The sequence below is a fragment of the Paenibacillus sp. BK720 genome, from assembly GCF_011761545.1.
In the GTDB taxonomy this organism is placed as follows: Bacteria; Bacillota; Bacilli; order Paenibacillales; family Paenibacillaceae; genus Pristimantibacillus.
In genome coordinates, this window is sequence record NZ_JAASRQ010000001.1 from 44,591 (window position 1) to 65,712 (window position 21,122).

Here is a 21,122-nt window from a genome sequence, read left to right on the forward strand (position 1 = left end):
GTTTAAATCTCCGCTGCTTGAAGGGGAATCGGCTCCGAATCGGAGATTCTGCCGAGTACCTCTTCCCCGTAATGCTTGCCCCAGCTGTACATCAGCTTCAGAATCGGCACCAGGCTTTCTCCATGCGGAGTCAGCTTGTATTCGACCTTCGGCGGAACAACCGGATAGACGGTCCGTTCGACAAGCTGATCCTCCTCCAGCTCGCGGAGCTGGTTCGTCAGAATCTTTTGCGTGATATGGGGAATGAGCTTTTGCAGCTCGCTGAACCGTTTCGTGCCGTCAATGCCCAGATGCCAGAGGATGATCAGCTTCCATTTGCCTCCGATTAACGCAAGGGTCAATTCTTTTTCGCAATTGATTTGATCAATCTCAATTCGGGAACGAATATCTTTCGCCAACGTTAAGCACCTCCGCATAGCTACTAGTGTCACAATAGATTACAAGATTATCGGGAACATGTCTATTAAAGATGATGTCGAATAATATCGGTTTATGGTATGATCGAAATTATTGCCTATATTATGGTAAAAAAGGTGGAGAACAAATGGATTATAGGGAGACCCTGCACCGAAGAAACAAGCTGCTGGTGAATATTATTTGGGTCATGCTGCTACTCGGCGTAGCCGTTGATTTTCTGACCGGAGCCGGGATGGACTCGATTATCGTCCTCGCTATCGTAGGCACGCTTACCTGCGGCGCAACCACGATTCTGGCCTATAAAGGCTGGTTGACGAACTATATCATGTATTTCATTTCAACGATTGTTACCGTGTTAACCTTGCTGTTATTGTTAACCGGACCGATTATTACGACTTATTTTCTTGTCTATGTCAATCTTGCGATCATGACGCTTTACGGCAATTCCAGGGCGATCGGCTACTCCGGGTTAATGGGTGTCCTGCTCACGGTTTATTGTTATGCAAGTCCCGACAAAACCGAGATTTTCGGCAATAACGCTCCTACAACGATGTTTATGTACTTCTTTATGGTAGCGGTTCCGCTATACGTATCGACCAAATTCAGCGAGCGGCTGCAGCGCAATATTATTGAGCAAGGCGAGCAGGCGATGCTGGAAAACAAACGGTCGCTCGAGCTTGTGAGACAAGTCTCCTCCTCGGCGGGTCAGCTGAATTCGTTCAGCGCGAACCTGAAAGCCAATATGACAACGGCCGGTACGATTTCCAAGGAAGTGACCTCGGCCTTCTCGGAAATGACGTCAAGCATGGAAGCTCAAACGTCCAGCATGAATGACATCAGCGAAGCGATCCGCCATATCGAAGCTTCCGTGACCTCGCTTGCGGATCGTTCCGCCGAAATGAAGGAGCTGTCGGCAAGCTCAGCACTCTTAACCAAAGCCGGAAGCGAAGGAACCTCCGATCTCGAGCACGAGATGAAGCGGGTTAACGAGACGATCGATTCCTCGGTGCAGCTCATGAATGAGCTTGGCGAGCAAAATGCGAGCATCAGCGAGATTGTCGCAACCATTAAGCATATTTCGACGCAGACGAACTTGCTGGCATTGAACGCGGCAATTGAAGCCGCGCGCGCGGGCGAGCATGGCAAAGGCTTTGCCGTTGTCTCTCACGAGATCCGCAAGCTGGCGGAGACATCGCAGCAATCAACGGAGCAGATTGAGCGCATTTTGGAGAGCATCCGCACGAAGACCGTTATGGCGGCAGAGCAGGTGCTGGAAGGACAGCAATCCGTCGCCCTCAGTACGGCGGCAGCCAGCAAGGTAGCCGATGTGATGCGAGCTTTGGCGTCTGACGCCGATAAGCTCGAGAGTCATTCGGGAGAGGCCGACAATTCGGCGGAGGAGCTGCAGGAGCAATATACGAGGATTACCGGCCAGATTGTATCGATTGCCGGCTCCACGGAGCAGAATATGGCGGCAGTCCAGGAGATGTCGGCCAGCATGACGACGCAGGACAGCCGCATTATTGAGATTGTGGAGAGCTTCCTGCAGCTGGACAAGCTGACCTCCGATCTGAACGAGATGACCGAACGAAAGAATGCGGGGATAGCCATTAAAAGCCAATGAAGCCCGCTTCATTGGCTTTTTCGCTGCGCACCTTACGGCTGAATAAGCCCTTTGAGCGGCTTGAACAGGAATTCATCCAATGTAGGAGTGCCGGGCGTATCGGGAACATCGAGAAACAGGAAGATCCAGATGACACCCAGGAGGATGAAGAACGCCGCTTTTTCCTTGACGCCCCATTTTTTTAACTTCGGCCATTCCAGCCATATGATCAGGGAAGTGCTCAAGGTGATAAATACAATAAACTGCAGCCTCATTTTATTGCACCTCTTCGTATGGCATTCCGCCGGGGGTAGTAATTAAACCCGGTTTTTTAATATCCGTTTTAATATCGTAGGTGACTCTGATTTTAGCGAATTGCTCGTCCCAATTCTCCTTTACCCGCTCCCACTCTTTTGGATATTTCTTGTGGTAAACAGTGGAGAAGCGAAGGGCGTCCGCCTTCAATTGTTGTAAATAGAGGACGGAAGCCTCAATCCGATGATGAATATCCTCGCGGAATGCGAGGTTCATTTTCTCCAGCTCCTCCGGCTTCATCGGATTCATCTTTGTACTGTTCTGGACAATGCTTCCCTCGGATTGAACTTTAACGTTCATCGACCAGTTATCCCCGTCGATATGGGGGACTAGTCTTACTTTTGTTTTTACAGGCTTTAAGGAAACCTGCTCCTCTCCGACTTCAAATGTAATGCTGTAATCCTTAACAACGTTATTGATCAGCAGGACTCCCCGCAGGAGCTTTTCTGTAATCTCGCCGGATTGCTTGCCCTTCTTCAGGATAGCGGCACCTTTCATGTAAGGGATTGTTTGAATGGGTTTGTCAGCAAGCTTGGATGGCGGCAGAATGTAGACCATGGGAAGGGTATTGACCCCGGCATCTTCTTTCAGCTCGATACTCATTTGTTCCAAGGTGACATGAAGCCCATCTTGCAGATTGGATATTTCCCGTAAAGCTTCCGACGAAGCGCGTTCGATGGGGGGAATCAGCTCAAGCGCTTCCGCCGCTTTCCCTTTGCTGATCATCATATAGGCGCGTTCCCGGGGCTGAGGATGCCGGACGAGAAAATCAAACTCCTCGCGGATACCGTTTCTCGCCAGCTCCTCGCTGAAAATAAATATTTTGCATTGTCCCCAAAACAACCTTCTTGGTATTTTGCGTTGAAGCTTGGAAAGGGCATCCGCTATATTGATTCCTTCTGCAGAACGTGTAGTTGCACGCGGACCACTCCCGCCGCTTCCGGCGGTTTGCTGTCCGCCACCCTGATTCTGAGGAATGATAACCTGCACCGTAGCCAGAATTCTATTTTTACTTCCCTTGTCAAAGGATGCTGCCGAAATCAGCGAGAGATCATTCAGTTCGGTACGGTCCCAGCATCCGGTTAAAAATAACATGGAAGTACTTATCATCATTGCGATTATCAACTTTATCATGTGATCAGCTTGCTCCATTGTTTTCTGCACAGGGCTATAATCAGCAGCAGGATAGGGATGACAAGCATGAAGGTCGACAAGTGAAACAATCCGGTCGAGTGGAGAAATCCGGAAAGCTTGAAGAAGCTTGGGAAATCCCAGAAGCAGTGAATCACAATCAGCATTCCGATTGGAAAAACAAATGGCTTGTAGTCCTTCAAGTTAAAGCAGGAGGTGAAGGACAAGACGGCAGCGTAATAAACAGCCGCGATTTTTATGAAGTTGCCAACGACCCACATAGCCAGCAGCAAAGCCTCCAGATTCTCGAAAAAATCAGCACGGGAAATATACCGGAAAGCCGTTAATACCGGATATACCTTATCCGCCGTATCGGAACCAAGCACGAACAATGAAACGAGACAAACATAGGTTAAGCTGGCAGAGACGGCCAAGAGGGAGAGGATGCTGTATTTGACCGTTTTGTTCTTATCAATAACGCTGGGAAGGAAGAAGGCGATAATCAAAAATTCGGAATACCACGAGATCGGTGCCAGCGAGCCCTGTATAACCGGAATCATTCCATGGCTCATAAACGGCAGGATGTTGCTGATCTCGAAATCCGGTATTAATAACAGCAAGAAAAATAACGGCAAAATAAAGAGCGGGGTTAACAATAACGTACTTCTGACCACCAGTTCAACACCGCCGCGTACGGCAAATGCAGCTAACAGAACCATTAAGATAACCAGGCAGAACATAGGCGTCTTGAATAAGAAATTGCCTGTCACAAATTCGGCGTATTCTCTGCAGACAATGCCGCCGGTAAATACGAAGAACTGACAATAGATAAGTCCAAGAATTTTTCCAGGCACTTTACCGATAATCCGTTCACTGTATTGAATCAGATTTTTATCCGGGTACAGACGATGCAGCTTAATCGAAATGGCAAGCACGATTCCCCCTGCCGCTATAGCCACAATAGGTGCCAGCCAGAAGTCGTTCATGGCGTAATGGGCAGAGATGCCGGGGATCGTAATAAAGCCGGTTGCCAATATAACGGAGTACATCAAAAGCGACACTTGAAAAGAAGTAATTTTTCCATGGTCCATTTCAGATCACCATACCCTTTCATTCGTCGTTTGTTCCCTGCGCCGAATTTGGCATTAGGCCCTGCGCCTGCCGGTATTTGTTGGTAACTTGGTTCAGCTCGGGCCTTTCGTCCATCATCCAGATTGGCGACCGGATAAGAATATCCTTGAGCTCGCTTTTCACCACTCCGGATAAATAAGGTACATTGAAGGATTTCAAACTGCACAAGTGGAGCACAAGGGCGATAAAGCCCGACATAATGCCGAGAAGGCCAAGCGAGCCTGCCAGCAGGATAAAAGGAAACCGAAGCAGCCGTATGGGCAGTCCGGTTATGTAACGCGGAATCATAAAGGATGAAATGCCCGTAATCGCAACAATGATAACCATTGGAGCCGATACCAGACCGGCTTGAACGGCTGCCTGCCCAATAACGAGCGCCCCCACGATACTGACGGCCGCACCGATTTGCTTCGGCAGTCTTACCCCGGCTTCGCGCAGGGCTTCGAACGTAACTTCCATCAGCAGCGCTTCCACGAGCGCGGGAAATGGCACGGCTTCGCGTGAGGTTGCCATACTGATCAACAACGAGCCAGGAACCATCTCCTGATGGAAAGTGAGCAAGGCAACATAAATAGATGGCAGCAGAAGGGAGATTGCGGCGAAAAAATAACGCAGCCATCTGATGGCCGTGCTGAACAGAAACCGCTGGTAATAATCCTCCGCCGACTGCATGAGCGAGAAGAAGGTAATAGGTACGATTAAGGCAAAAGGCGTTCCCTCGGTCAGTATCGCAACCCGGCCTTCAAGCAGGTTGCCGCACACGACGTCAGGTCTCTCGGTGCTTAAGATTTGCGGGAAGGGCGAGAGCGGGCTGTCTTCAATCAATTCTTCGATATAGCCGCTTTCGAGAATGCCGTCGATCTGAATGCGCCCGAGCCGCTCCTTGACTTCTCTCAGCAGCTCGGGTGCTGCCAAGCCTTCAATGTAGGTAATGATAATGCTTGTTTGCGTATATTCTCCGATGCAAATGGAGTCCATTTTGAGCAGGGGGCTTTTAATAACCCGGCGAATAAGGGCTCTATTGACCTGCAAGGTCTCCGTAAAGCCTTCCCGTGGCCCCCTAATGACAGATTCCGCGGTAGGCTCCTCAACGGCCCGGGCTTGCCAGTTGCTCAGGCCAATCGCAATGCCTTGGGGTTCGTCATTAAGGAATAGAAGAGGCTCCCCAATTGACAAATGTTTAATCGCCTCTTCGAAAGTCGCTACAAGCTTTGAGGAAGCGGAAGTGATCAGATGCTCGGCTACGTAGCCGATTGAAACGGTCTCGCCATTAAATCCCATCAGCGGTTCAATGACGGTCTGCTCGATTCTTGAAACATTGGCCAGTCCGTCGAAATAATAAATAACAGCCTGATTGCCGCCCCCGACGGGGAAGGAACGAATATTGAAATCGGAGCAGCCTGAATAAACCCCTTCATCTCCAGGTTAGGGTATAGCGGATGAGGCCTGTCCGGCTGGCTTTGATTTTTATGGATATTCGCTGTTTTTGAATTCATCAATCGCAAGAGTCTAGATTTTCTCATAAATTTACTTTTTGCAGAATGAGTATGTCCTATTCGCGCCATTTTCGACTTTTTATTGCCTATGAGCAAGCAGATGCTATAAAAATTAATATAAACAACAAAATATAGGTATTTTCAATTCTCGCAGAGTCCATTATATTGAGAATTATTCAGGCCTTCCCCGTCATGTCAAAGATCGGAGAAGGCCTTGTTGTGCCTGGCAAACGAACAAACGGAGATGATAACGTGGTAGTTTTCATTTCGCTAATTTTCATTATTGCAGGAGTTATGGGATGGCTATTCCCGTCTTTAAGCTGGCATATGAAACATGGCTGGGCCATGGACGGTAATTCGGGTCCAAGCGATAACTATATCTTCTTCAGCAGATTTGGAGCCGTAATTGTACTAGGCTGGGGGATTTATATGCTAATTACCGGAGATTTGGGCAAGCTCAGTTCATAGAAGAGGCGAGGGGATTAGGATGAGAAGAGTACCGATGGAGAGGCCAACGGATCACTACGATGCCCGTTTATTCAAGATCGACGAGCAGCTCTGCGCTTTGCTTGAGGAACGAAGAGAGGTGTCGAATCAGAATCCGGGTTTTCCGCCCTTTAAAAGCATTGAGAGCTGGGCGGACCGTTACCGTCTGTACCCGGATTTGTTGAAGTCTCTATTTAGCCTGCTTTTGAATGAAGAGGTTTATCTGCCGCTGGTCGAGCCAGCGGGCTTCCGCAAGCATCTGCCCGTTCTCCGTTGCGCGGAGAGCGGAGGCAAGGTCTATACCTTGTCCGGTATAAGACAATACGAGAACGCAAGCGTCGTAAATCTGAGCATACACGGGGACTACCGGGAACGCGAAAACGAGGCCATGCGGGCGCATACGTATATCGAGCTGGAGCTGGGCGAAGGTTACCGCTGTTACGTGGACCAAGGAACAAGCTCCGGGGGGAATTCTGCCTACGGCTTTGTTGTTGCTCCCGCTCTTCCGGACGATCTAGCCGGCGTTAGCTTTGTATTCAGCGAATACGAAAGACCGTTAAAAAGGAAGCCGACGGGCATGGAGATTGTTTTCCGCATGGAATAATAGACAATGGCCTTACTGGGGAAGTTAACCAGGGAGGTTAGGAATATGAAATGGATCATATCCTTGGTTATGGCTATGCTGCTCCTGGTCCCTGCCCATGGGGCGGTAGCTATGCCAAAGCAAGAAGCCGTTGATCAGATGATTAACGCGCTATTGAGACATAAATACGATCTGGCTCAGAGCTATCTTGCCAATGGCGCCAGAATGCCGGAAATAAGAGAAGACAGCCCGATCCTTCAAGTGGAAGGACTTCCATCGACGAAGATAGGCCATCGCATCCTGATTGGTTATTTCCGGGACGAAGCGTTTAATAGCAGCCGCATGGCATTCATTTGGGACCTAACGATAAAACAAGATCGAATTATCCGGCTTGATGCTCTATACGACGGGGCCAATCCGCTTGTCAATGAAAACAAAGTCGTAAGAGATTACAGGAATCGGTTCGACCGTCATGTGATGGTTCCCGGGCAGTTTCCTTTTGAAGTACACAAGGTGCGGGGCGAGATTAAGGGTCAGAGGATTGCATTGCAATACGTAGATGATGCGAATGACCGTTTTCTTCTTATTCAGGCTGAACCGGTTCAGCCCGGAATGCCGATCATGGACGGGCCCAAGCCATTGAAAGCAAAGGGAAGTCTTGAATCCCGGTTCCAAAAAGACGGGATGCAGTACATGGTGACTCTTGGGCATAAGAGATGGCTGAGTCATGTTAAGGCAGAGGGCTTAGGCGATGTTATTGCATCCATGAAATGAAAGAAGGCCTTACCGGACGAATTCCGGTAAGGCCTTCTTCTATTATTGCCGGCGCTCGAGCGCGTCGATTCCAAGCGCGATCGATCCGCAGAGACCGGCGTTATCGCCAAGCCCAGGCGGCACGATGTAAGAATCGATGCCTTCACGAAGCGCTTCGTGCGAAGCGTAACCGTTCAGGTTCTTCTGTACTTCCGCGCGGATCAGCGGGAACAGCTGCTCCTGATGCATAACGCCGCCGCCAAGGATAACCTTCTTCGGGGACAGCAGCAGAATCGCGCTGGAAATGGCTTGGCCCAGATAGAAAGCTTCCATCTGCCATGCCGGATGGTCCTTCGTCAGCTCGTCAGCCTTCACGCCCCAGCGTTGTCCGATAGCGGGACCGGCCGCCATGCCCTCCAGGCAGTCGCCATGGTAAGGGCAGAAGCCGGCAAACGTATCCTCCGGATGTCTGCGGGTAAGAACATGTCCGCCTTCCGGATGCAGCAGGCCATGAACAAGCTTGCCTTCCGTGTAGACGCCAACGCCAATACCGGTACCTACCGTATAATAAAGCGCGCTGTTAAGCCCTTTCGCCGCGCCCCATTTAGCTTCGCCAAACGCCGCAGCGTTTACGTCCGTATCCCAGCCGTAAGGAACCGGAAGCTCGCGCTTCATCGTGCCAAGGAAATCATACCCGGACCAGCCCGGCTTAGGTGTCGTTGTCACAAAGCCGTACGTCGGGCTGGAAGGATCGATATCAATAGGGCCGAAAGTGCCGATTCCGATCGCCTCAACCTGCTTGTCGCGGAAGTAGTTCAGGACCTCGCGCAGCGTGGAATCCGGATGCTCGGTCGGCAAGCTGATCCGTTCTTCGATTTCACCGCGTTCGTTGCCGATCCCGCATACAAACTTTGTTCCGCCTGCTTCAATTGCTCCAATACGCAAGTTCGTTGCCTCCTTAAAAGAACGGCCTGGTTCTGGCCGTTACGTGGTAAATCTTGCTCTGTAAGCTGCCGTTTTTATTCGTGCGAGATAATAAGCTCAAGCTGGCCGCGAAGCGTAAAGCTTCCGAAGCCCAGCGGTATAATGAAATGATCGCCTTTTTTCAGCGGATAGCTGCCCGTGGAATTCTCCAGCTCGCCAGCTCCGTCAAGGACGCTGCAAATCGTGAATTTAGCCGGCTCCGGGAATGCCGTTTCGCCGCTCACGTTCCATTTTTGAACCGTAAAGAAGCTGTTGGATACAAAGGTTGTCATCTCGGTACCGCCTGCGGTTTCCGTGGTAAAGGTTGTTTCGGCATCAACATGAGGCACCGTAGTGACTTCAATGCCCTTATCCAGATGCAGCTCGCGTTTTGCGCCTTTATCATCCGTCCGGTCGTAGTCATAGATCCGGTAAGTAGTGTCCGAGCTTTGCTGCGTTTCCAGTACTTGAATGCCTTTGCCAAGCGCATGGAGAGTGCCGCTGGGGACATAGAAGAAATCGCCCGGCTTCACCGTTACCTTCGTCAGAAGCTGATTCCACTCGCCTGCGTCGACCATTTGCTTGAACTGCTCTTTCGTAGCCGCGGAATGGCCGTAAATAATTTCAGCTCCCGGCTCGCAGCCAAGAATGTACCAGCACTCGGTTTTGCCCAGCTCGCCATTCTCGTTCACCTGCGCATAAGCGTCATCCGGATGCACCTGCACGGACAGATCGTCCGAGGCATCGAGAATTTTGGTCAGGAGCGGGAATTTAACCGCATTGGAGCCGAACAGCTGCGGCTGCTGATCCCATAGCTCGCCAAGCTTAAGCCCTTTGTAAGGTCCGTTCTGAACAACGCTTTGACCGTTTGGATGAGCGGAGACCGCCCAGCATTCCCCGGTGCGGTCAGACGGAATATCGTAATGAAATTGCTCTCTTAATTGCTTGCCGCCCCAAATTCGCTCTTGAAATACAGGTTCCAGGAAAATCGGTTGATTCGCCAATCTTGATCCCTCCAAGTCATCGATTACAGCTTTACTAAACTTGACAAAATAAATATCTGTAAAGTAAATTGATTATAACATAGGAACAGAGGAAGTTGAAGAATGCCGCGACCAAAAAAAATATCCATGCAAACGATCGCCGATAAGCTGGGCATATCCCGCAATGCGGTTTCATTGGCGCTTTCCAATAAGAAAGGAATCGGTGAAGAGCTGAGACAGCTGGTCGTCCAAACCGCGCAAGAGGTTGGATATCCGTTGAACGACGGTCAATCCTCCGTAAGCGCTCCTGTTCTCGTGCTCGTGCCGGAGAGAATTTTGAGCCATGAGGATAACGAGCATTTTTTGTTTTATCACGACTTGATCTGGGGACTGGACAGCCGGCTGCAGGAGGAAGGCTACAGCGCGGTTCTCGTGCGAATCAGCATAGCCCAGGAAGAGGAGCGTATCCTCCCCGAGCTGGTTCAGCATATCGACTATCAGGGGATTATCGCGTTTGGCATATTGGAGAAGGATTACATCTTAAAGGTACAGCAGACCCTTACAAAGCCGATGCTGCTGTTTGATTCGTATTACAGGGATATTGAGGCGTCCGCCGTTACGTCGGCTAATATTGAGGGGGCATGCTATGCGGTCCATTCTTTAATTGAAGCGGGTCACAAGCGGATCGGCTGCATTGCGCCGGTGAACCTGACGACCAGTCACGAGGAGCGTTGGTTTGGTTATACGAAGGCCATGCTGCAAAATAACCTGCAGCCCGACTTCTCCTTGAGCCTGCTCGAGTCGGAAGGCTTCGACCGGACGCAAGAGGAATTGTCGGCTTATTGCGACCGGTTCGGGGAGGGAGACTACCCGACGGCAGTTTTTTGCGGGAATGACCGGATTGCTCTCTTGCTCATGAAGGAGCTGGACAAACGGGGCGTGCCCGTACCCGGCCGCGTATCGGTTATCGGGTTTGACGGTCTTGCCATGTCCGCGGAGGCCGATCCTCCATTAACGACGATGGCGGTCAACAAAAAAGCGCTATGCACCGCAGCTGTAGAGGTGCTGGGTCAAATGCTCCGGCAGCCCGAAAGTCCCGTTGTCCGCTGCAGCGCCGCGCCCGTTCTGCGTATGGGAGGCTCCGTCAGAAGTCTGGCTTGAGCCTCTTTTTTTACATGTTTGCTCTGCTGTTGCGTTCGAAAGCGACAATCCACTCGCCTTGCGTTGCCGCGTAACCGGTATCGCCTTCCACAACAAGACCGTACAGGTTTTTTACATCCAGGAACTCCTGGCGCTCACCGTTAACGAATTCCAACGTGATGTAATAATAAGTGTGGGACGAATGGCTGACATGGCCGTCATGGTTATGGGAGCTCTGTCTCACGTCCATTCGTTTGGATACAACTTTCGCGTAAATCGACTCTTTGGGGGAAGTAGCATTTTGCACATACTTAGCGCCGCGGTAAACGACGGTTCCGATAACGATAAGGAATCCGATTGCGATAACGATGGGAATAATAGTGATCATGAGATCAAATCCCGCCGGTGATCCAAAGCCGTTGTTCATTTCTTGTTCCTCCGATGCTTCCACGATATGGATATGAAGTACGTTGATTGTACGCGTGGAAGAGAAGAAAAGTTGCACTTGAACTTGGGATATCGAATATGTTATAAATGATTTATGACTAAATGACCGAAATTGAATTATGGTCATTTCGGAAAGTTCATGATCGTAGAAGGAGAGGAGAAATTGGCTCATGTCCATTGACCGCAAAGCGTTAATATTGAAGGCAGCGACGCAGTCGTTTGCGCAATTCGGCTATAAAGCGACCACAATGGATTTGGTGTCCAAGATCGCAAGCGTGGGCAAAGGCACGATCTATACCTTTTTCAAGACGAAGGAAGAGTTGTTCGAGGCGATCCTGAACAAGGCAGAGATCGAGTTGAAGGAAGCTATGAACTGCGGATTTGATATGGAAGGCAGTGAGCGTTCATTCATTCATAGTGTGTTCAGCCTGCTTGATTCTATCCTTGAATTCCGTTCGGATCATGAGCTGTTCGTCAAGCTGGCGCAAGAGGTTCGGGATATCGGCACCGTGCAGGCGCTGGAGGGGATCCGGCGGATGGAACTGTTTGGTCTTGAGTTTCTGAAGCAGAAGCTGGACCTTGCGATTGAGAAAGGCGAAGTGAGGGAATGCGATACGACAATCACCTCCTATATGATCTTCCGCCTGTATCTGGGGCTTGCAACGGAATGGAACAAGTCGCATAGCGAGCCGCTCACCAAGGAGCAGATTAAGGAGAACATCGCATTGCTTATTACCAAAGGCATCATGAAGGAATCCTGATCTTAGAAAATTCCAGCCTGTTAAGGGCTGTTTTTTTGGTCTAAAATGACCAAAATACGGATTTAGTCATTTATTCAACCGAAAGAAGGATGTGTGACCATGAAGCCGATTCAAGTTTTCCTCAAGGACATGAAAACGCTGGCGACCAAAAGAATGCTGCTGCTTTCTTTTATAGGCGTCGCCCTGCTTCCCATGCTGTACAGCAGCATACTGATTGACGGCTCGATGGACCCTTACGGCCAGACGAGCAAGCTCCCCGTCGCCGTGGTTAACCTTGATAAAGGAGCGACTTACGAAGGGAAGACGATGAATGTCGGGGAAGACTTCGTTGACGAATTGAAGAAAAGCGATAATTTCAAATGGGATTTCGTAAGCGAAGAGCAGGCGAAGGATGGCATGGAGCATAACGATTATTACATGACCATTACCGTGCCTAGCAACTTCTCGGAAAATGCTGCGACCTTAACGCAGGAAAATCCGGTTCAGGCGGAGCTGATTTTCGAACCGAACAGTCAATATAACTTTGTAGCTGGTCAGATTGGCAACAGTGCCATGAAGGAATTGCGTTCGAAGCTTAACACGCAAATTACCGAAGCGTATACCCGCAGCATGTTCGAGCAGGTCGGAACCATCTCCGACGGACTGGGCAAAGCGGGAGAAGGCGCAACCGAATTGAAGGACGGGGCCGGCAGGCTGGAGGACGGCATCACAACGCTGAAGGATAACCTCAATAAGCTGGCCAGCGGCACCTCCGAGCTGAGCGGCGGCGTATCCAAGCTGTACGATGGCGCAGCAACCTTAAGTCAAGGCACCAGCCAATTGGCCTCCGGGGCATCAAGCTTGGCTGACGGTCTGGGGCAATTGTCCGCGGCCGGGCAGCAGCTCGTAGACGGAGCTTCGCAGTCCAAGGCTGGCGCAGCCCAATTGGCAGAAGGATTAAAGGCTTCCAAAGACGGCGCGGCTGAACTGAAGCAAGGACTAACCGCTTCTTCCGCGGCAAGCGGTCAGGTAGCCGACGGTGCGGACCAGGTTGCAAAAGGACTCGAGCAGCTGATGGCGGGATCGCCGGAGCTGCAGGATAACGAGGCGCTTAAGCAGCTGCTTGCGGCAAGCAAGAAGGTCGCAGCAGGCAGCGCACAGCTGAAGGAAGGGCAAGAGCAGCTTCTGGCTGGCAGCAGCAAGCTGGCGCAAGGCCAGGAGCAATTATATGCAGGCGCCAATTCGCTTAGCCAAGGCCAGGAAACACTGGCTTCCGGCCTTAAGACCTTTGGCGGGAAGCTGAAGGAAGCGGGAACCGGCGCTGAGCAGCTGGCTGCGGGAGCAAAAGCCGCAAACAGCGGCGCCGCCCAGCTAAAGGATGGACTCGGCAAGCTGTCAGGCGGTGTAGAAGGCATTGCCGACGGCTCGAAGCAGCTGGACCAAGGCGCAGGACAACTGAAGGACGGCTCGGCGCAGCTCGTGAACGGCTCGGGCGAGCTGGCAACGAAGCTGAATGATGCCGCTGCGGAGACCGGCAGCATCAAGGATGGCGACAATATCGTAAACATGTTTGCGGAGCCGGTTGTCGTAAAAGAAAATACGGACCATAAGCTCGACCGTTATGGACTTGGCATTGCCCCTTACTTCTTATCGCTGGCGTTGTTTATGGGCGCGCTTGTTTATACGACGGTATTCTCGGTGCGCGATTCGTACACTTTGGGCGCAACGCCGATGGGCCGTTTCATGAGCCGCACCTTGACGTATGTGACGATAAGCCTTATGCAGTCTTTGATTGCCGATGCCGTACTCCTGTACGGATTGAATATTGACGTAACAAGCGTACCGCTCTTTGTATTCTTTACCATTCTTACAAGTCTGGCGTATACGTTTATTATTCAAGCGCTTGTTACTTGGCTGGATAATCCGGGCCGCTTCCTGGTTGTTCTGCTGATGATCTTCCAGCTGACATCAAGCGCGGGCACCTTCCCGCTTGAGCTGCTGCCGGATTGGATGCAGAAGCTGAACCCTTGGCTGCCGATGACTCATGCGATTACCGGCTTCAAGACGATTATCGCAAGCGGCGATTATGCCCTGATGCGCGAGCAGATGCTTGTCCTTGGCGCTTTTGCCGTCGCGTTCCTGGCCCTTACCTTCCTGTACTTCAAACGTCAGTCGAAGAACCCTGCCGAGAACGTCACGACAGCTGCGTAAGCTTGGAGGCTGGATAGCCATCTATTAATTGACATGGAACATGCATCCACGTCCCCTTTTCTCTTACTAGTAAATCGGTTACTATAAATAGAATAAGCAGATGAACAAAGCGGCCGTCATTTGACGGCTTCTTTTCTTTTTTTTCGTATGGGAGAGTGAGTACATTGTTTTCGTTCCACAAAGACGATTACCGGCGTTCGCCGATGATCGCAATATGGCTTCTGCTGCTTGTGAAATCCGTCCTGTTCCGGTTATTCCTGTTCGGAGAGCTGAAATGGAATGGCCTTCTGGCCGATGCGGCGGCTTGGCTTGGGCTGCTCCTTATCGTGGAGCTCGTTACCGCAGCAAGATGGAGAGGGATTGCTTACTGGGCGGTAAATTTGATCGTGTCCGTCCTGCTTTTCGCTTCAACCGTTTACTTCGGCTATTACGGCTCCGTGCCGACGTATACGGCTCTCAAGGCATTAGATCAAGTCAGTCAAATTCAGGACAGCGTAGAATCTCTTATTAAGAGCATCTATTATCTTTATTTTGCGGACCTTGCGATTCTCGCAATCTTGTATATCGTTCGTTTGGTCAGAGGAACCCGGGTTTCGGGGAGAAAAAGAATCGGCCAGCTCCGGCTCGTCCTTGGGGGACTTCTGGTCTGTATCGTCGTATCGGGAAGCCTGGTTTATGCCGGGAACGATATTCCGAATGAACTGGAGCAAGCCGAAGGGCTGGGCTTTATCGGATATCAGGCGGCTGCAGCCTGGAATAACCAGAGCGAGAAGGCGATGGCGAGCAGCGGCGATATTGAACAGACCAAAGCGGACATTAACGAACTGATGTCTTCCTACTCTTATCAGGATCAACCGGGCCAGCCGGCTGTTCAGTTCGGAACCGCTCAGGGGAAAAATGTGATTGTGGTCCAGATGGAGGCTTTTCAGAACTTTCCGCTTCATCTGTCCGTCGGCGGAGTAGAGCTGACGCCCGTGCTGAACAAGCTGGCTGACGAGAGCTATTATTTCCCTCATATTTATCAGCAGATCGGACAGGGCAACACCTCGGATGCGGAGTTTATGTCGAACACCTCGATTTACCCGACGGGGGAGATCGCCATGTCGACGGGTTACGGCAACCGCGAGCTGCCAAGCATGCCGCGCATGCTGGAGAGCAAAGGGTATGAGGCCAGCACGTTTCACGTCAACGATGTGACGTTCTGGGACCGGAACAAGCTGTATCCGGCGCTGGGCTTCAACCATTACTATGATAAGCCGTTCTACACCAATGATCACTTTAACGCGTTTGGCGCATCGGATGAGGAGCTGTACAAGGTTGCGGTAGACAAGCTGCAGGCGCTGCACGAGCAGAAGAAGCCGTTTTACGCGCAGATGGTGACCGTCTCCAGCCACTTCCCGTTCGAGGTGCCGAAGGACCGGACGGATTTGACCCTTCCGGCCTCCATGGAAGGAACGCAGCTCGGCAACTATTTGCAGGCCGTTCATTACACGGACTATGCGCTTGGCACGCTCATTGACCGCCTGAAGGCGAACGGCATGTGGGACGATACGGTGCTTGTTGCGTATGGGGACCACTTCGGCCTGCAGCCGGAGAAAGCCAGCGCGGCGGAGATCAGCCAGCAGCTGGGCATTCATTACGATGACCGGCTCAGCCGGTTCAATATTCCGCTCATAATCCATGTTCCGGGCCAGAGCGGCGGCCATGTCGTGGAGCAGCCGGGCGGGCAGCTTGATATTATGCCGACCCTCGCGAACCTGCTGGGCGTAAAGCCTGCGGACGAAGGGGTGGTGCCGTTCGGGCATGACCTGCTGAACATTAACCATAACGTATTTGGCATGCGGTATTATCTGCCGACAGGATCCTTCTTCAACAACGATATCCTGTTCGTTCCGGGCAAAGGCTTTGACGACGGCACGGCCTACTCGCTCAAAACGATGGAGCCCGTCCGGGACTTCTCGAAGTACAAGAGCGATTACGACTACATCATGAAGCTGATGGGTCTGTCGGACCAGTATGTCCGCCAGCTGCCTAAGAGGACGCCATAAATTGCAGGGAGAACTGTTGTAGCTCCGTCATGACGCAAATGGGTCTCCTTACGGCCGCTATTGCTTTCACTTTGCTTTGAACTATGTTCTGGATGATGCAAAGTGAAAGCAAAGGCGAGCACTTCAAAGCTTTCTGAAAGAAAGCTGCTTCGTAAGCTTAAGCTTTCCTCCAGGAGATCCATTTCCTCCATTCCGTCCTGCAATTTTATTTTTATATAAACCGCAAAGGGCAGCCATTTATTTGGCTGCCCTTTGGTTTTTAGTTAGAGAAAAGGGAAAAATCCAGAGAACAGAAAAATGCCGATTGCGATACCAATGATGCCCGAGACTCTACCCATAACGAGCGCGGCATCGCTTGGCTCGGCATTCTTGAACCGCCAGCCGTATTGCATGTACCAGCCCGCCCTCGGATACAACAGATTGAGAATCCCCAAAACAATAAAGATCACGCCAACAAGCTGGAACATAGAAGCTCCTCCATTTCGTAACGGAACGGTAACTATCAGTAGTTGATTTAATCATAATGCAGTACGGATGTGATTGGAATAAATAGCCAGAACTATTTCTTTAGCTACCGCAGGAATCCGTACGGCGGTCTGCGGCACGGAAAACCGTCTTATTTGATCAATAGCCACTGGGAGTGGATAATTGAGCTGACACAATAAAAAGAGCAGCCCAGATGTCATGGGGCTGCTCTTTTCCGTTTACTCCAACCGTCGGAGTAGGAGGAGTAAAGGAAATGCATCTTCCAGCGACTGGAAGGAAATCCATTTCCGGAATGACGGGCGTAATCCGACCTTTCCGTCATACCTCGCTTAATTCTGCTCGCGGCGGAACCCTTCTTCTTTCATGTATTCCTCGACCTCGCCGTACGCTTCAAAGGCCATCTCTAGATTTAGTCCGGAATAAACGTACCACATATCATCTTCCCATTTTACGGTCAGGCTTTGATTTTCTCCGTTTGTCCATAGCTGGTCCTTCTTCTTGCGGTTGCGCGACGGCTTCGGAGCCGGTTCTTCCTCGCGTAAGGAGAGCGAATCGATCGATTGGCGGAGCAGCGTACGAAGCTGAAGCTCGTTGTAGTCGCGGATGTTGATCATCCCTTTATCGTCCTGGCTGAAATTGCGCAGCAGCCCGGCGTACACGAAGCCGTTGCCGTTCGGGTGCAGGTGGTACACCACATTTTTACGGTCATATAAGCTGTTCTCGAACTGGAAATTCACGCGTCCCAGCGATACATTCGTCCGCGTCAGCTCCGGGAACGATTCAATAATAGCCAGCTTTTCGTCAAAAGTTAACATAACATCCTCCATCATCTATCCAAAATGTGCTCCGGCTATTATAGCACAAGCGTCTGCCGTATACGAAGCGGCTTTCGACTGTGCGCAGCAACTAAAGAGGCAGGCCCGGATTAGTCAACGCCACAAAGTTGCCCCGGGCTCGTTTACTCCTCGCGGCGCTCTGACTATGATAAGGGGAAACGAAGGGAGCGAGAGAGCATGAAGCAGGATCATACGTATTATTTAAAATATTGCATAGAGGTGTCCCGCAGGTCGAGGGAGAACGGCAATACGCCGTTTGGCGCGATTCTTGTGAACGAGGAGGGCGAAATTGTCCTGGAGCAGGAGAACGTCGAGATTACGGAAAGACGGTGCACCGGCCATGCCGAAACCGCGTTGATGGAGAAAGCCTCCCGTCAATACGAGCATCATGATCTATGGAGCTACACCCTTTACACGACCTTTGAGCCATGCGCGATGTGCTCGGGATCTATCTATTGGGGCAATGTGGGAAAAGTGGTCTACGCCGCAACGGAGGAAGCGCTGCTGAAGCTGACGGGCGACCATGAGCAGAACCCGACGTTTAATTTGCCTTGCCGGGATATTTTCGCCAAAGGCCAGAAGCCGATCGAGGTAGTTGGACCTTTCCCCGAGCTTGAAGAAGAGGTTGTGGCCGTACACAAAGGCTATTGGGAATAAGGTTGAGCATAAGCTGCCGGCATGGTGCTCCTAACGGGAGGTCGTCTTTTTTGTCCTTGCCCTGCATAAGCATGTAGAGGTACGGGCTTACGTAGTAAGAATTTCCACCACTGGCCCTGAGTGAGACCGGTGGGGTGGCAATTCTTTGGTCGATGCTTACGTAGTAAGAATTTCCACCACTGGCTCTGAGTAAGGCCGGTGGGGTGGCAATTCTTTGGTCGATGCTTACGTAGTAAGAATTTCCACCACTGGCCCTGAGTGAGGCCGGTGGGGTGGCAATTCTTTGGTCGATGCTTACGTAGTAAGAATTTCCACCACTGGCCCTGAGTGAGGCCGGTGGGGTGGCAATTCTTTTTAGGAGGCGATGGAAGTGACGAAATGGGGACGAAGGGGCTGGATGCTTCGGTCACTTGGCCTGAGCCGGCAGCAATTATGGTCTAACCGCCCTTTCGCGAGGGTTAAGCGGGTCAGCTGGGGAAGCAAAGTTTCTGCTTCGGGCAGCGCGCCAAAGCCATGGGGAACAAGCAAATGGCGGTCGGCGCGAAAGCCAAAGCCGGCAGGTAATTGGGGCGGGATGTGGCAGCCCCGCAAACGCCCGGTCAGACCGCCCGGAAGAGGCATCAAAACGATGAGCATCAGCTCGGTGGGAAGCGGGGGCGGAGGAACGCGTCTGAAATCCGGTAAGCGGCGCACCAAGCTATGGATTATCGTCACCGTACTCATTCTTCTTATTGGAACTCTTCAATCCCTTGTTTACATTGAAAAGCATCTGCGCCCCCCTCTGATGAAGGTTGCTCAGCTGCGAATCAAGCAGGTTGCTACGCAAGCGATTAACAAGGCTACGACGAATGAGGTTGTCAGCAATGCCGATTTCGAGAAGCTGATCGATTGGAAAATGAACAGCGACGGCAAAGTATCCGGCTTTATGCTGAACTATGCCGAGCATACGAAGATCCGGTCGGAGACGATTAAGACGGTGCAGGCAACGCTTGACGAGCTGAAGGAAATTCCCGAGCATATTCCGGTCGGCAACGCGCTTGGCAGCGCGCTGATCTCGACGTACGGTCCAAGAATTCCGGTCAAGTTCGAGCCGGTGGGTGCCGTGAAGGTGGATCTGAACACGCGCCAGACGAATGCCGGCATCAATATGATTCTGATCGAAGTGTACATTCATATCGTATCCGAGGTCGCCATTATCGTGCCGTTCGAGACCGACCCGCAAATCGTGGAGACGGAAATACCGATCTCGTATCTGCTCGTGGTTGGCGACGTGCCTATGTATTACTACGACAATGAAGGCAAGCCGGTTGGCGAATCCGCGCCTGACGCTCCGAATATATCGCTGCCGATGTCGAAAGGCCAAGGTGTTACCCAGCCGTCCGACGGAAGCATGCTGAAGGAGCAGCTGGATTCGATCGAATCCCCGCTTCCTTCAAACGGAGACAGCAATACGGCCAACAACGCAGGCAATGCCAATGCAGCCAATGCGGGAGACGGCGGATAAAAAACAAAGGGGCATCCCAAAAGGTCCAAGCGAATCGGCCTTTGGGATTGCCCCTTTTATCGGTTTGCAGCTTTTAACCGGTTCCGTTCATCCTGTTCCCACCGTCTCAAGAGCGGATAAGGATCAAATGCCCATTCAATAAGACCGCGGTCTCGATAGACCCCGTAATGCAGATGCGGCGGAAATTTGCCTTGCGTTCCGGGCTTGCCGTAACCGGAGCTGCCGACCCAGCCGATCGTTTGGCCCGGTTTTACGATCGTGCCGATGCCAACGGTCTTATCGAAGCCGGACAAATGGGCGTAGTAGTGATAGTAGTTGTTCAAGTCCCGGATACCGATCCGCCAGCCTCCGTAAGGATTCCAGCCCTTTATCTCCACGACGCCGTAGCAGGTGCTGCGGACAGGAATGCCGTGATTGGCGAAAATATCGGTTCCTTCGTGCGTCCGCCGTCCTCCCCAGCCGCGGGCATTGCCCCAGGTGCTGCGGTACGAATAATTGGTTCCGACCGGGACGGGGAACGCATGCTCATACAAGTCCAGACGTCCGAAGGTAGCGTAAATATTGGAAAACTGCTGAATACGCTGCACCGCCCTGCTATTATGGTAGTACTCCCACAAGCCAATGGAGAAGTCGTCCTCCGTAGAACCGCCATACTGAAGCAGCCGGTTCGCAACGGAATACAGCAGGTCGAGATCGCTCGTGCGGTCGGCAAAGCCGTCCCCGTCCCCGTCGCGGCCAACGCCGTTGAACCATTGTATGGAAACCGGTACGTTATCGGCCGGGTCCGGGTTCAGCGGGCCGGCCCATTGCTCCTCGTCGATATAGATGCCAACGATTTTACCCAATTGGGGACGGGCTTTCGGACGGGCTTTGGACAAGGTTCGCTCGTATTGGTCAACGGCGGCGATCCGGTACCAAGGAATGCCGGTAACCGTGCTTAACCTGTCGTAAAGCTGTTGTCTGGTGGTTAAGGAGTCAGCCTCTCCTTGCGAAGATTGTGCCTGGGCAGGCTTTTCTTCACTGGCAATAGAGTTCGGATTTTGATTCGGATTCGCGTAGGCTGATTGCCCGGATATGAGCATGGAAGCGACAACGGCAGCCAAAGCAATAGAAAAAGTCTGTTTCAATCGTTCCACCCTTTCGAAAGCTCAAAGCAATATTCGTTATGTTTTGCAAATCATTGGATTTTATC

The 21,122-nt window shown here is 51.5% G+C and carries 22 protein-coding genes; 10 read left to right on the top strand and 12 right to left on the bottom strand.

Annotated elements, in window-relative coordinates; translation table 11 throughout:
• Positions 1-2: 2 nt before the first annotated feature.
• Entirely contained in the window at positions 3-416 is a 414-nt protein-coding gene (locus tag FHT67_RS00190) for a winged helix-turn-helix transcriptional regulator (protein WP_167194628.1), read from the bottom strand.
• A 128-nt stretch (positions 417-544) separates the two neighbouring features.
• On the opposite strand from FHT67_RS00190, the gene FHT67_RS00195 reads away from it, so the two are divergent.
• Positions 545-2,041 carry a methyl-accepting chemotaxis protein gene (locus FHT67_RS00195; RefSeq protein WP_167194631.1) on the top strand — a complete coding sequence of 499 codons (1,497 nt, stop codon included), beginning with the start codon at positions 545-547 and terminating at the stop codon, positions 2,039-2,041.
• Positions 2,042-2,073: 32 nt separating this feature from the next.
• On the opposite strand, the gene FHT67_RS00200 is transcribed toward FHT67_RS00195, so the two are convergent.
• From FHT67_RS00200 to FHT67_RS30460, 5 genes are read right to left on the bottom strand one after another with little or no spacing between them, the layout of a single operon-like run.
• Positions 2,074-2,295, bottom strand: a complete 222-nt coding sequence (locus tag FHT67_RS00200; RefSeq protein ID WP_167194634.1) for a hypothetical protein — start codon at positions 2,293-2,295, stop codon at positions 2,074-2,076.
• A gap of 1 nt (position 2,296) precedes the next feature.
• Complete coding sequence (locus FHT67_RS00205) at positions 2,297-3,469, bottom strand: Ger(x)C family spore germination protein (protein WP_132303037.1); 1,173 nt, start codon at positions 3,467-3,469, stop codon at positions 2,297-2,299.
• Positions 3,466-4,557: a GerAB/ArcD/ProY family transporter gene (locus tag FHT67_RS00210; protein ID WP_167194637.1), complete on the bottom strand. Its 1,092-nt coding sequence runs from the start codon at positions 4,555-4,557 to the stop codon at positions 3,466-3,468. Before FHT67_RS00210 ends, FHT67_RS00205 begins: the two co-directional genes overlap by 4 nt.
• Before the next feature lie 19 nt (positions 4,558-4,576).
• Positions 4,577-5,980 carry a spore germination protein gene (locus FHT67_RS00215; RefSeq protein ID WP_167196771.1) on the bottom strand — a complete coding sequence of 468 codons (1,404 nt, stop codon included), beginning with the start codon at positions 5,978-5,980 and terminating at the stop codon, positions 4,577-4,579.
• Entirely contained in the window at positions 5,878-6,093 is a 216-nt protein-coding gene (locus tag FHT67_RS30460) for a hypothetical protein (protein WP_208403062.1), read from the bottom strand. The genes FHT67_RS00215 and FHT67_RS30460 overlap by 103 nt, the downstream gene beginning before the upstream one ends.
• A gap of 192 nt (positions 6,094-6,285) precedes the next feature.
• On the opposite strand from FHT67_RS30460, the gene FHT67_RS00220 reads away from it, so the two are divergent.
• From FHT67_RS00220 to FHT67_RS00230, 3 genes are read left to right on the top strand one after another with little or no spacing between them, the layout of a single operon-like run.
• On the top strand, positions 6,286-6,561 hold the full coding sequence (locus FHT67_RS00220; RefSeq protein ID WP_208403063.1) for a DUF6199 family natural product biosynthesis protein: 276 nt from the start codon (positions 6,286-6,288) through the stop codon (positions 6,559-6,561).
• A gap of 19 nt (positions 6,562-6,580) precedes the next feature.
• The gene (locus FHT67_RS00225; protein ID WP_167194640.1) at positions 6,581-7,183 is read left to right on the top strand and encodes a hypothetical protein; all 603 of its coding nucleotides are present in this window, start codon (positions 6,581-6,583) and stop codon (positions 7,181-7,183) included.
• Between the two features lie 45 nt (positions 7,184-7,228).
• Entirely contained in the window at positions 7,229-7,936 is a 708-nt protein-coding gene (locus FHT67_RS00230) for a hypothetical protein (RefSeq protein WP_132303041.1), read from the top strand.
• Between the two features lie 42 nt (positions 7,937-7,978).
• On the opposite strand, the gene FHT67_RS00235 is transcribed toward FHT67_RS00230, so the two are convergent.
• Both FHT67_RS00235 and manA read right to left on the bottom strand, forming a co-directional pair.
• A complete protein-coding gene (locus tag FHT67_RS00235; protein ID WP_167194643.1) occupies positions 7,979-8,860 on the bottom strand; it encodes an ROK family protein in 882 nt (293 codons plus the stop codon).
• A 74-nt stretch (positions 8,861-8,934) separates the two neighbouring features.
• The gene (gene manA / locus FHT67_RS00240; RefSeq protein WP_167194646.1) at positions 8,935-9,882 is read right to left on the bottom strand and encodes a mannose-6-phosphate isomerase, class I; all 948 of its coding nucleotides are present in this window, start codon (positions 9,880-9,882) and stop codon (positions 8,935-8,937) included.
• 102 nt (positions 9,883-9,984) lie between these two features.
• Between manA and FHT67_RS00245 the strand changes: the two genes are divergently transcribed.
• The gene (locus FHT67_RS00245) at positions 9,985-11,022 is read left to right on the top strand and encodes a substrate-binding domain-containing protein (RefSeq protein WP_167194649.1); all 1,038 of its coding nucleotides are present in this window, start codon (positions 9,985-9,987) and stop codon (positions 11,020-11,022) included.
• Between the two features lie 10 nt (positions 11,023-11,032).
• On the opposite strand, the gene FHT67_RS00250 is transcribed toward FHT67_RS00245, so the two are convergent.
• Positions 11,033-11,428 carry a DUF2500 domain-containing protein gene (locus FHT67_RS00250; protein WP_167194652.1) on the bottom strand — a complete coding sequence of 132 codons (396 nt, stop codon included), beginning with the start codon at positions 11,426-11,428 and terminating at the stop codon, positions 11,033-11,035.
• Between the two features lie 190 nt (positions 11,429-11,618).
• Between FHT67_RS00250 and FHT67_RS00255 the strand changes: the two genes are divergently transcribed.
• From FHT67_RS00255 to FHT67_RS00265, 3 genes are all read left to right on the top strand, one after another.
• Positions 11,619-12,209, top strand: a complete 591-nt coding sequence (locus FHT67_RS00255) for a TetR/AcrR family transcriptional regulator (RefSeq protein ID WP_167194655.1) — start codon at positions 11,619-11,621, stop codon at positions 12,207-12,209.
• Between the two features lie 99 nt (positions 12,210-12,308).
• A complete protein-coding gene (locus FHT67_RS00260; protein WP_167194658.1) occupies positions 12,309-14,399 on the top strand; it encodes a YhgE/Pip domain-containing protein in 2,091 nt (696 codons plus the stop codon).
• 203 nt (positions 14,400-14,602) lie between these two features.
• Positions 14,603-16,447, top strand: a complete 1,845-nt coding sequence (locus FHT67_RS00265) for an LTA synthase family protein (protein ID WP_167196774.1) — start codon at positions 14,603-14,605, stop codon at positions 16,445-16,447.
• Positions 16,448-16,710: 263 nt separating this feature from the next.
• Here FHT67_RS00265 and FHT67_RS00270 read toward each other — a convergent pair whose 3' ends face one another.
• Both FHT67_RS00270 and FHT67_RS00275 read right to left on the bottom strand, forming a co-directional pair.
• Positions 16,711-16,914, bottom strand: coding sequence for a DUF6199 family natural product biosynthesis protein (locus FHT67_RS00270; protein ID WP_132303048.1), 204 nt, complete (start codon positions 16,912-16,914; stop codon positions 16,711-16,713).
• Between the two features lie 348 nt (positions 16,915-17,262).
• Positions 17,263-17,748 carry a hypothetical protein gene (locus FHT67_RS00275; protein ID WP_167194661.1) on the bottom strand — a complete coding sequence of 162 codons (486 nt, stop codon included), beginning with the start codon at positions 17,746-17,748 and terminating at the stop codon, positions 17,263-17,265.
• Positions 17,749-17,946: 198 nt separating this feature from the next.
• Here FHT67_RS00275 and FHT67_RS00280 point away from each other — a divergent pair, with 198 nt between their 5' ends.
• Both FHT67_RS00280 and yunB read left to right on the top strand, forming a co-directional pair.
• The gene (locus FHT67_RS00280) at positions 17,947-18,426 is read left to right on the top strand and encodes a nucleoside deaminase (protein ID WP_167194663.1); all 480 of its coding nucleotides are present in this window, start codon (positions 17,947-17,949) and stop codon (positions 18,424-18,426) included.
• Between the two features lie 370 nt (positions 18,427-18,796).
• Positions 18,797-19,930, top strand: coding sequence for a sporulation protein YunB (gene yunB / locus FHT67_RS00285; RefSeq protein ID WP_347880049.1), 1,134 nt, complete (start codon positions 18,797-18,799; stop codon positions 19,928-19,930).
• Between the two features lie 56 nt (positions 19,931-19,986).
• Here the strand turns inward: yunB and FHT67_RS00290 are convergent, their stop codons facing one another.
• The gene (locus FHT67_RS00290; RefSeq protein ID WP_481856041.1) at positions 19,987-21,012 is read right to left on the bottom strand and encodes a M23 family metallopeptidase; all 1,026 of its coding nucleotides are present in this window, start codon (positions 21,010-21,012) and stop codon (positions 19,987-19,989) included.
• Between the last annotated feature and the right edge of the window lie 110 nt (positions 21,013-21,122).

Excerpts from the sequence above, each read along its gene's own strand:
- FHT67_RS00280 (WP_167194663.1), top strand. The coding sequence starts at position 17,947 with ATGAAGCAGGATCATACGTATTATTTAAAATATTGCATAGAGGTGTCC.
- FHT67_RS00275 (WP_167194661.1), bottom strand. The coding sequence starts at position 17,748 with ATGTTAACTTTTGACGAAAAGCTGGCTATTATTGAATCGTTCCCGGAG.
- FHT67_RS00265 (WP_167196774.1), top strand. The coding sequence starts at position 14,603 with ATGATCGCAATATGGCTTCTGCTGCTTGTGAAATCCGTCCTGTTCCGG.
- FHT67_RS00245 (WP_167194649.1), top strand. The coding sequence starts at position 9,985 with ATGCCGCGACCAAAAAAAATATCCATGCAAACGATCGCCGATAAGCTG.
- FHT67_RS00270 (WP_132303048.1), bottom strand. The coding sequence starts at position 16,914 with ATGTTCCAGCTTGTTGGCGTGATCTTTATTGTTTTGGGGATTCTCAAT.
- FHT67_RS00205 (WP_132303037.1), bottom strand. The coding sequence starts at position 3,469 with ATGATAAAGTTGATAATCGCAATGATGATAAGTACTTCCATGTTATTT.
- FHT67_RS30460 (WP_208403062.1), bottom strand. The coding sequence starts at position 6,093 with ATGAATTCAAAAACAGCGAATATCCATAAAAATCAAAGCCAGCCGGAC.
- FHT67_RS00195 (WP_167194631.1), top strand. The coding sequence starts at position 545 with ATGGATTATAGGGAGACCCTGCACCGAAGAAACAAGCTGCTGGTGAAT.
- FHT67_RS00230 (WP_132303041.1), top strand. The coding sequence starts at position 7,229 with ATGAAATGGATCATATCCTTGGTTATGGCTATGCTGCTCCTGGTCCCT.
- FHT67_RS00225 (WP_167194640.1), top strand. The coding sequence starts at position 6,581 with ATGAGAAGAGTACCGATGGAGAGGCCAACGGATCACTACGATGCCCGT.
- FHT67_RS00220 (WP_208403063.1), top strand. The coding sequence starts at position 6,286 with ATGTCAAAGATCGGAGAAGGCCTTGTTGTGCCTGGCAAACGAACAAAC.
- FHT67_RS00290 (WP_481856041.1), bottom strand. The coding sequence starts at position 21,012 with ATGCTCATATCCGGGCAATCAGCCTACGCGAATCCGAATCAAAATCCG.
- FHT67_RS00200 (WP_167194634.1), bottom strand. The coding sequence starts at position 2,295 with ATGAGGCTGCAGTTTATTGTATTTATCACCTTGAGCACTTCCCTGATC.
- FHT67_RS00255 (WP_167194655.1), top strand. The coding sequence starts at position 11,619 with ATGTCCATTGACCGCAAAGCGTTAATATTGAAGGCAGCGACGCAGTCG.
- FHT67_RS00260 (WP_167194658.1), top strand. The coding sequence starts at position 12,309 with ATGAAGCCGATTCAAGTTTTCCTCAAGGACATGAAAACGCTGGCGACC.
- FHT67_RS00190 (WP_167194628.1), bottom strand. The coding sequence starts at position 416 with ATGCGGAGGTGCTTAACGTTGGCGAAAGATATTCGTTCCCGAATTGAG.
- FHT67_RS00250 (WP_167194652.1), bottom strand. The coding sequence starts at position 11,428 with ATGAACAACGGCTTTGGATCACCGGCGGGATTTGATCTCATGATCACT.
- FHT67_RS00210 (WP_167194637.1), bottom strand. The coding sequence starts at position 4,557 with ATGGACCATGGAAAAATTACTTCTTTTCAAGTGTCGCTTTTGATGTAC.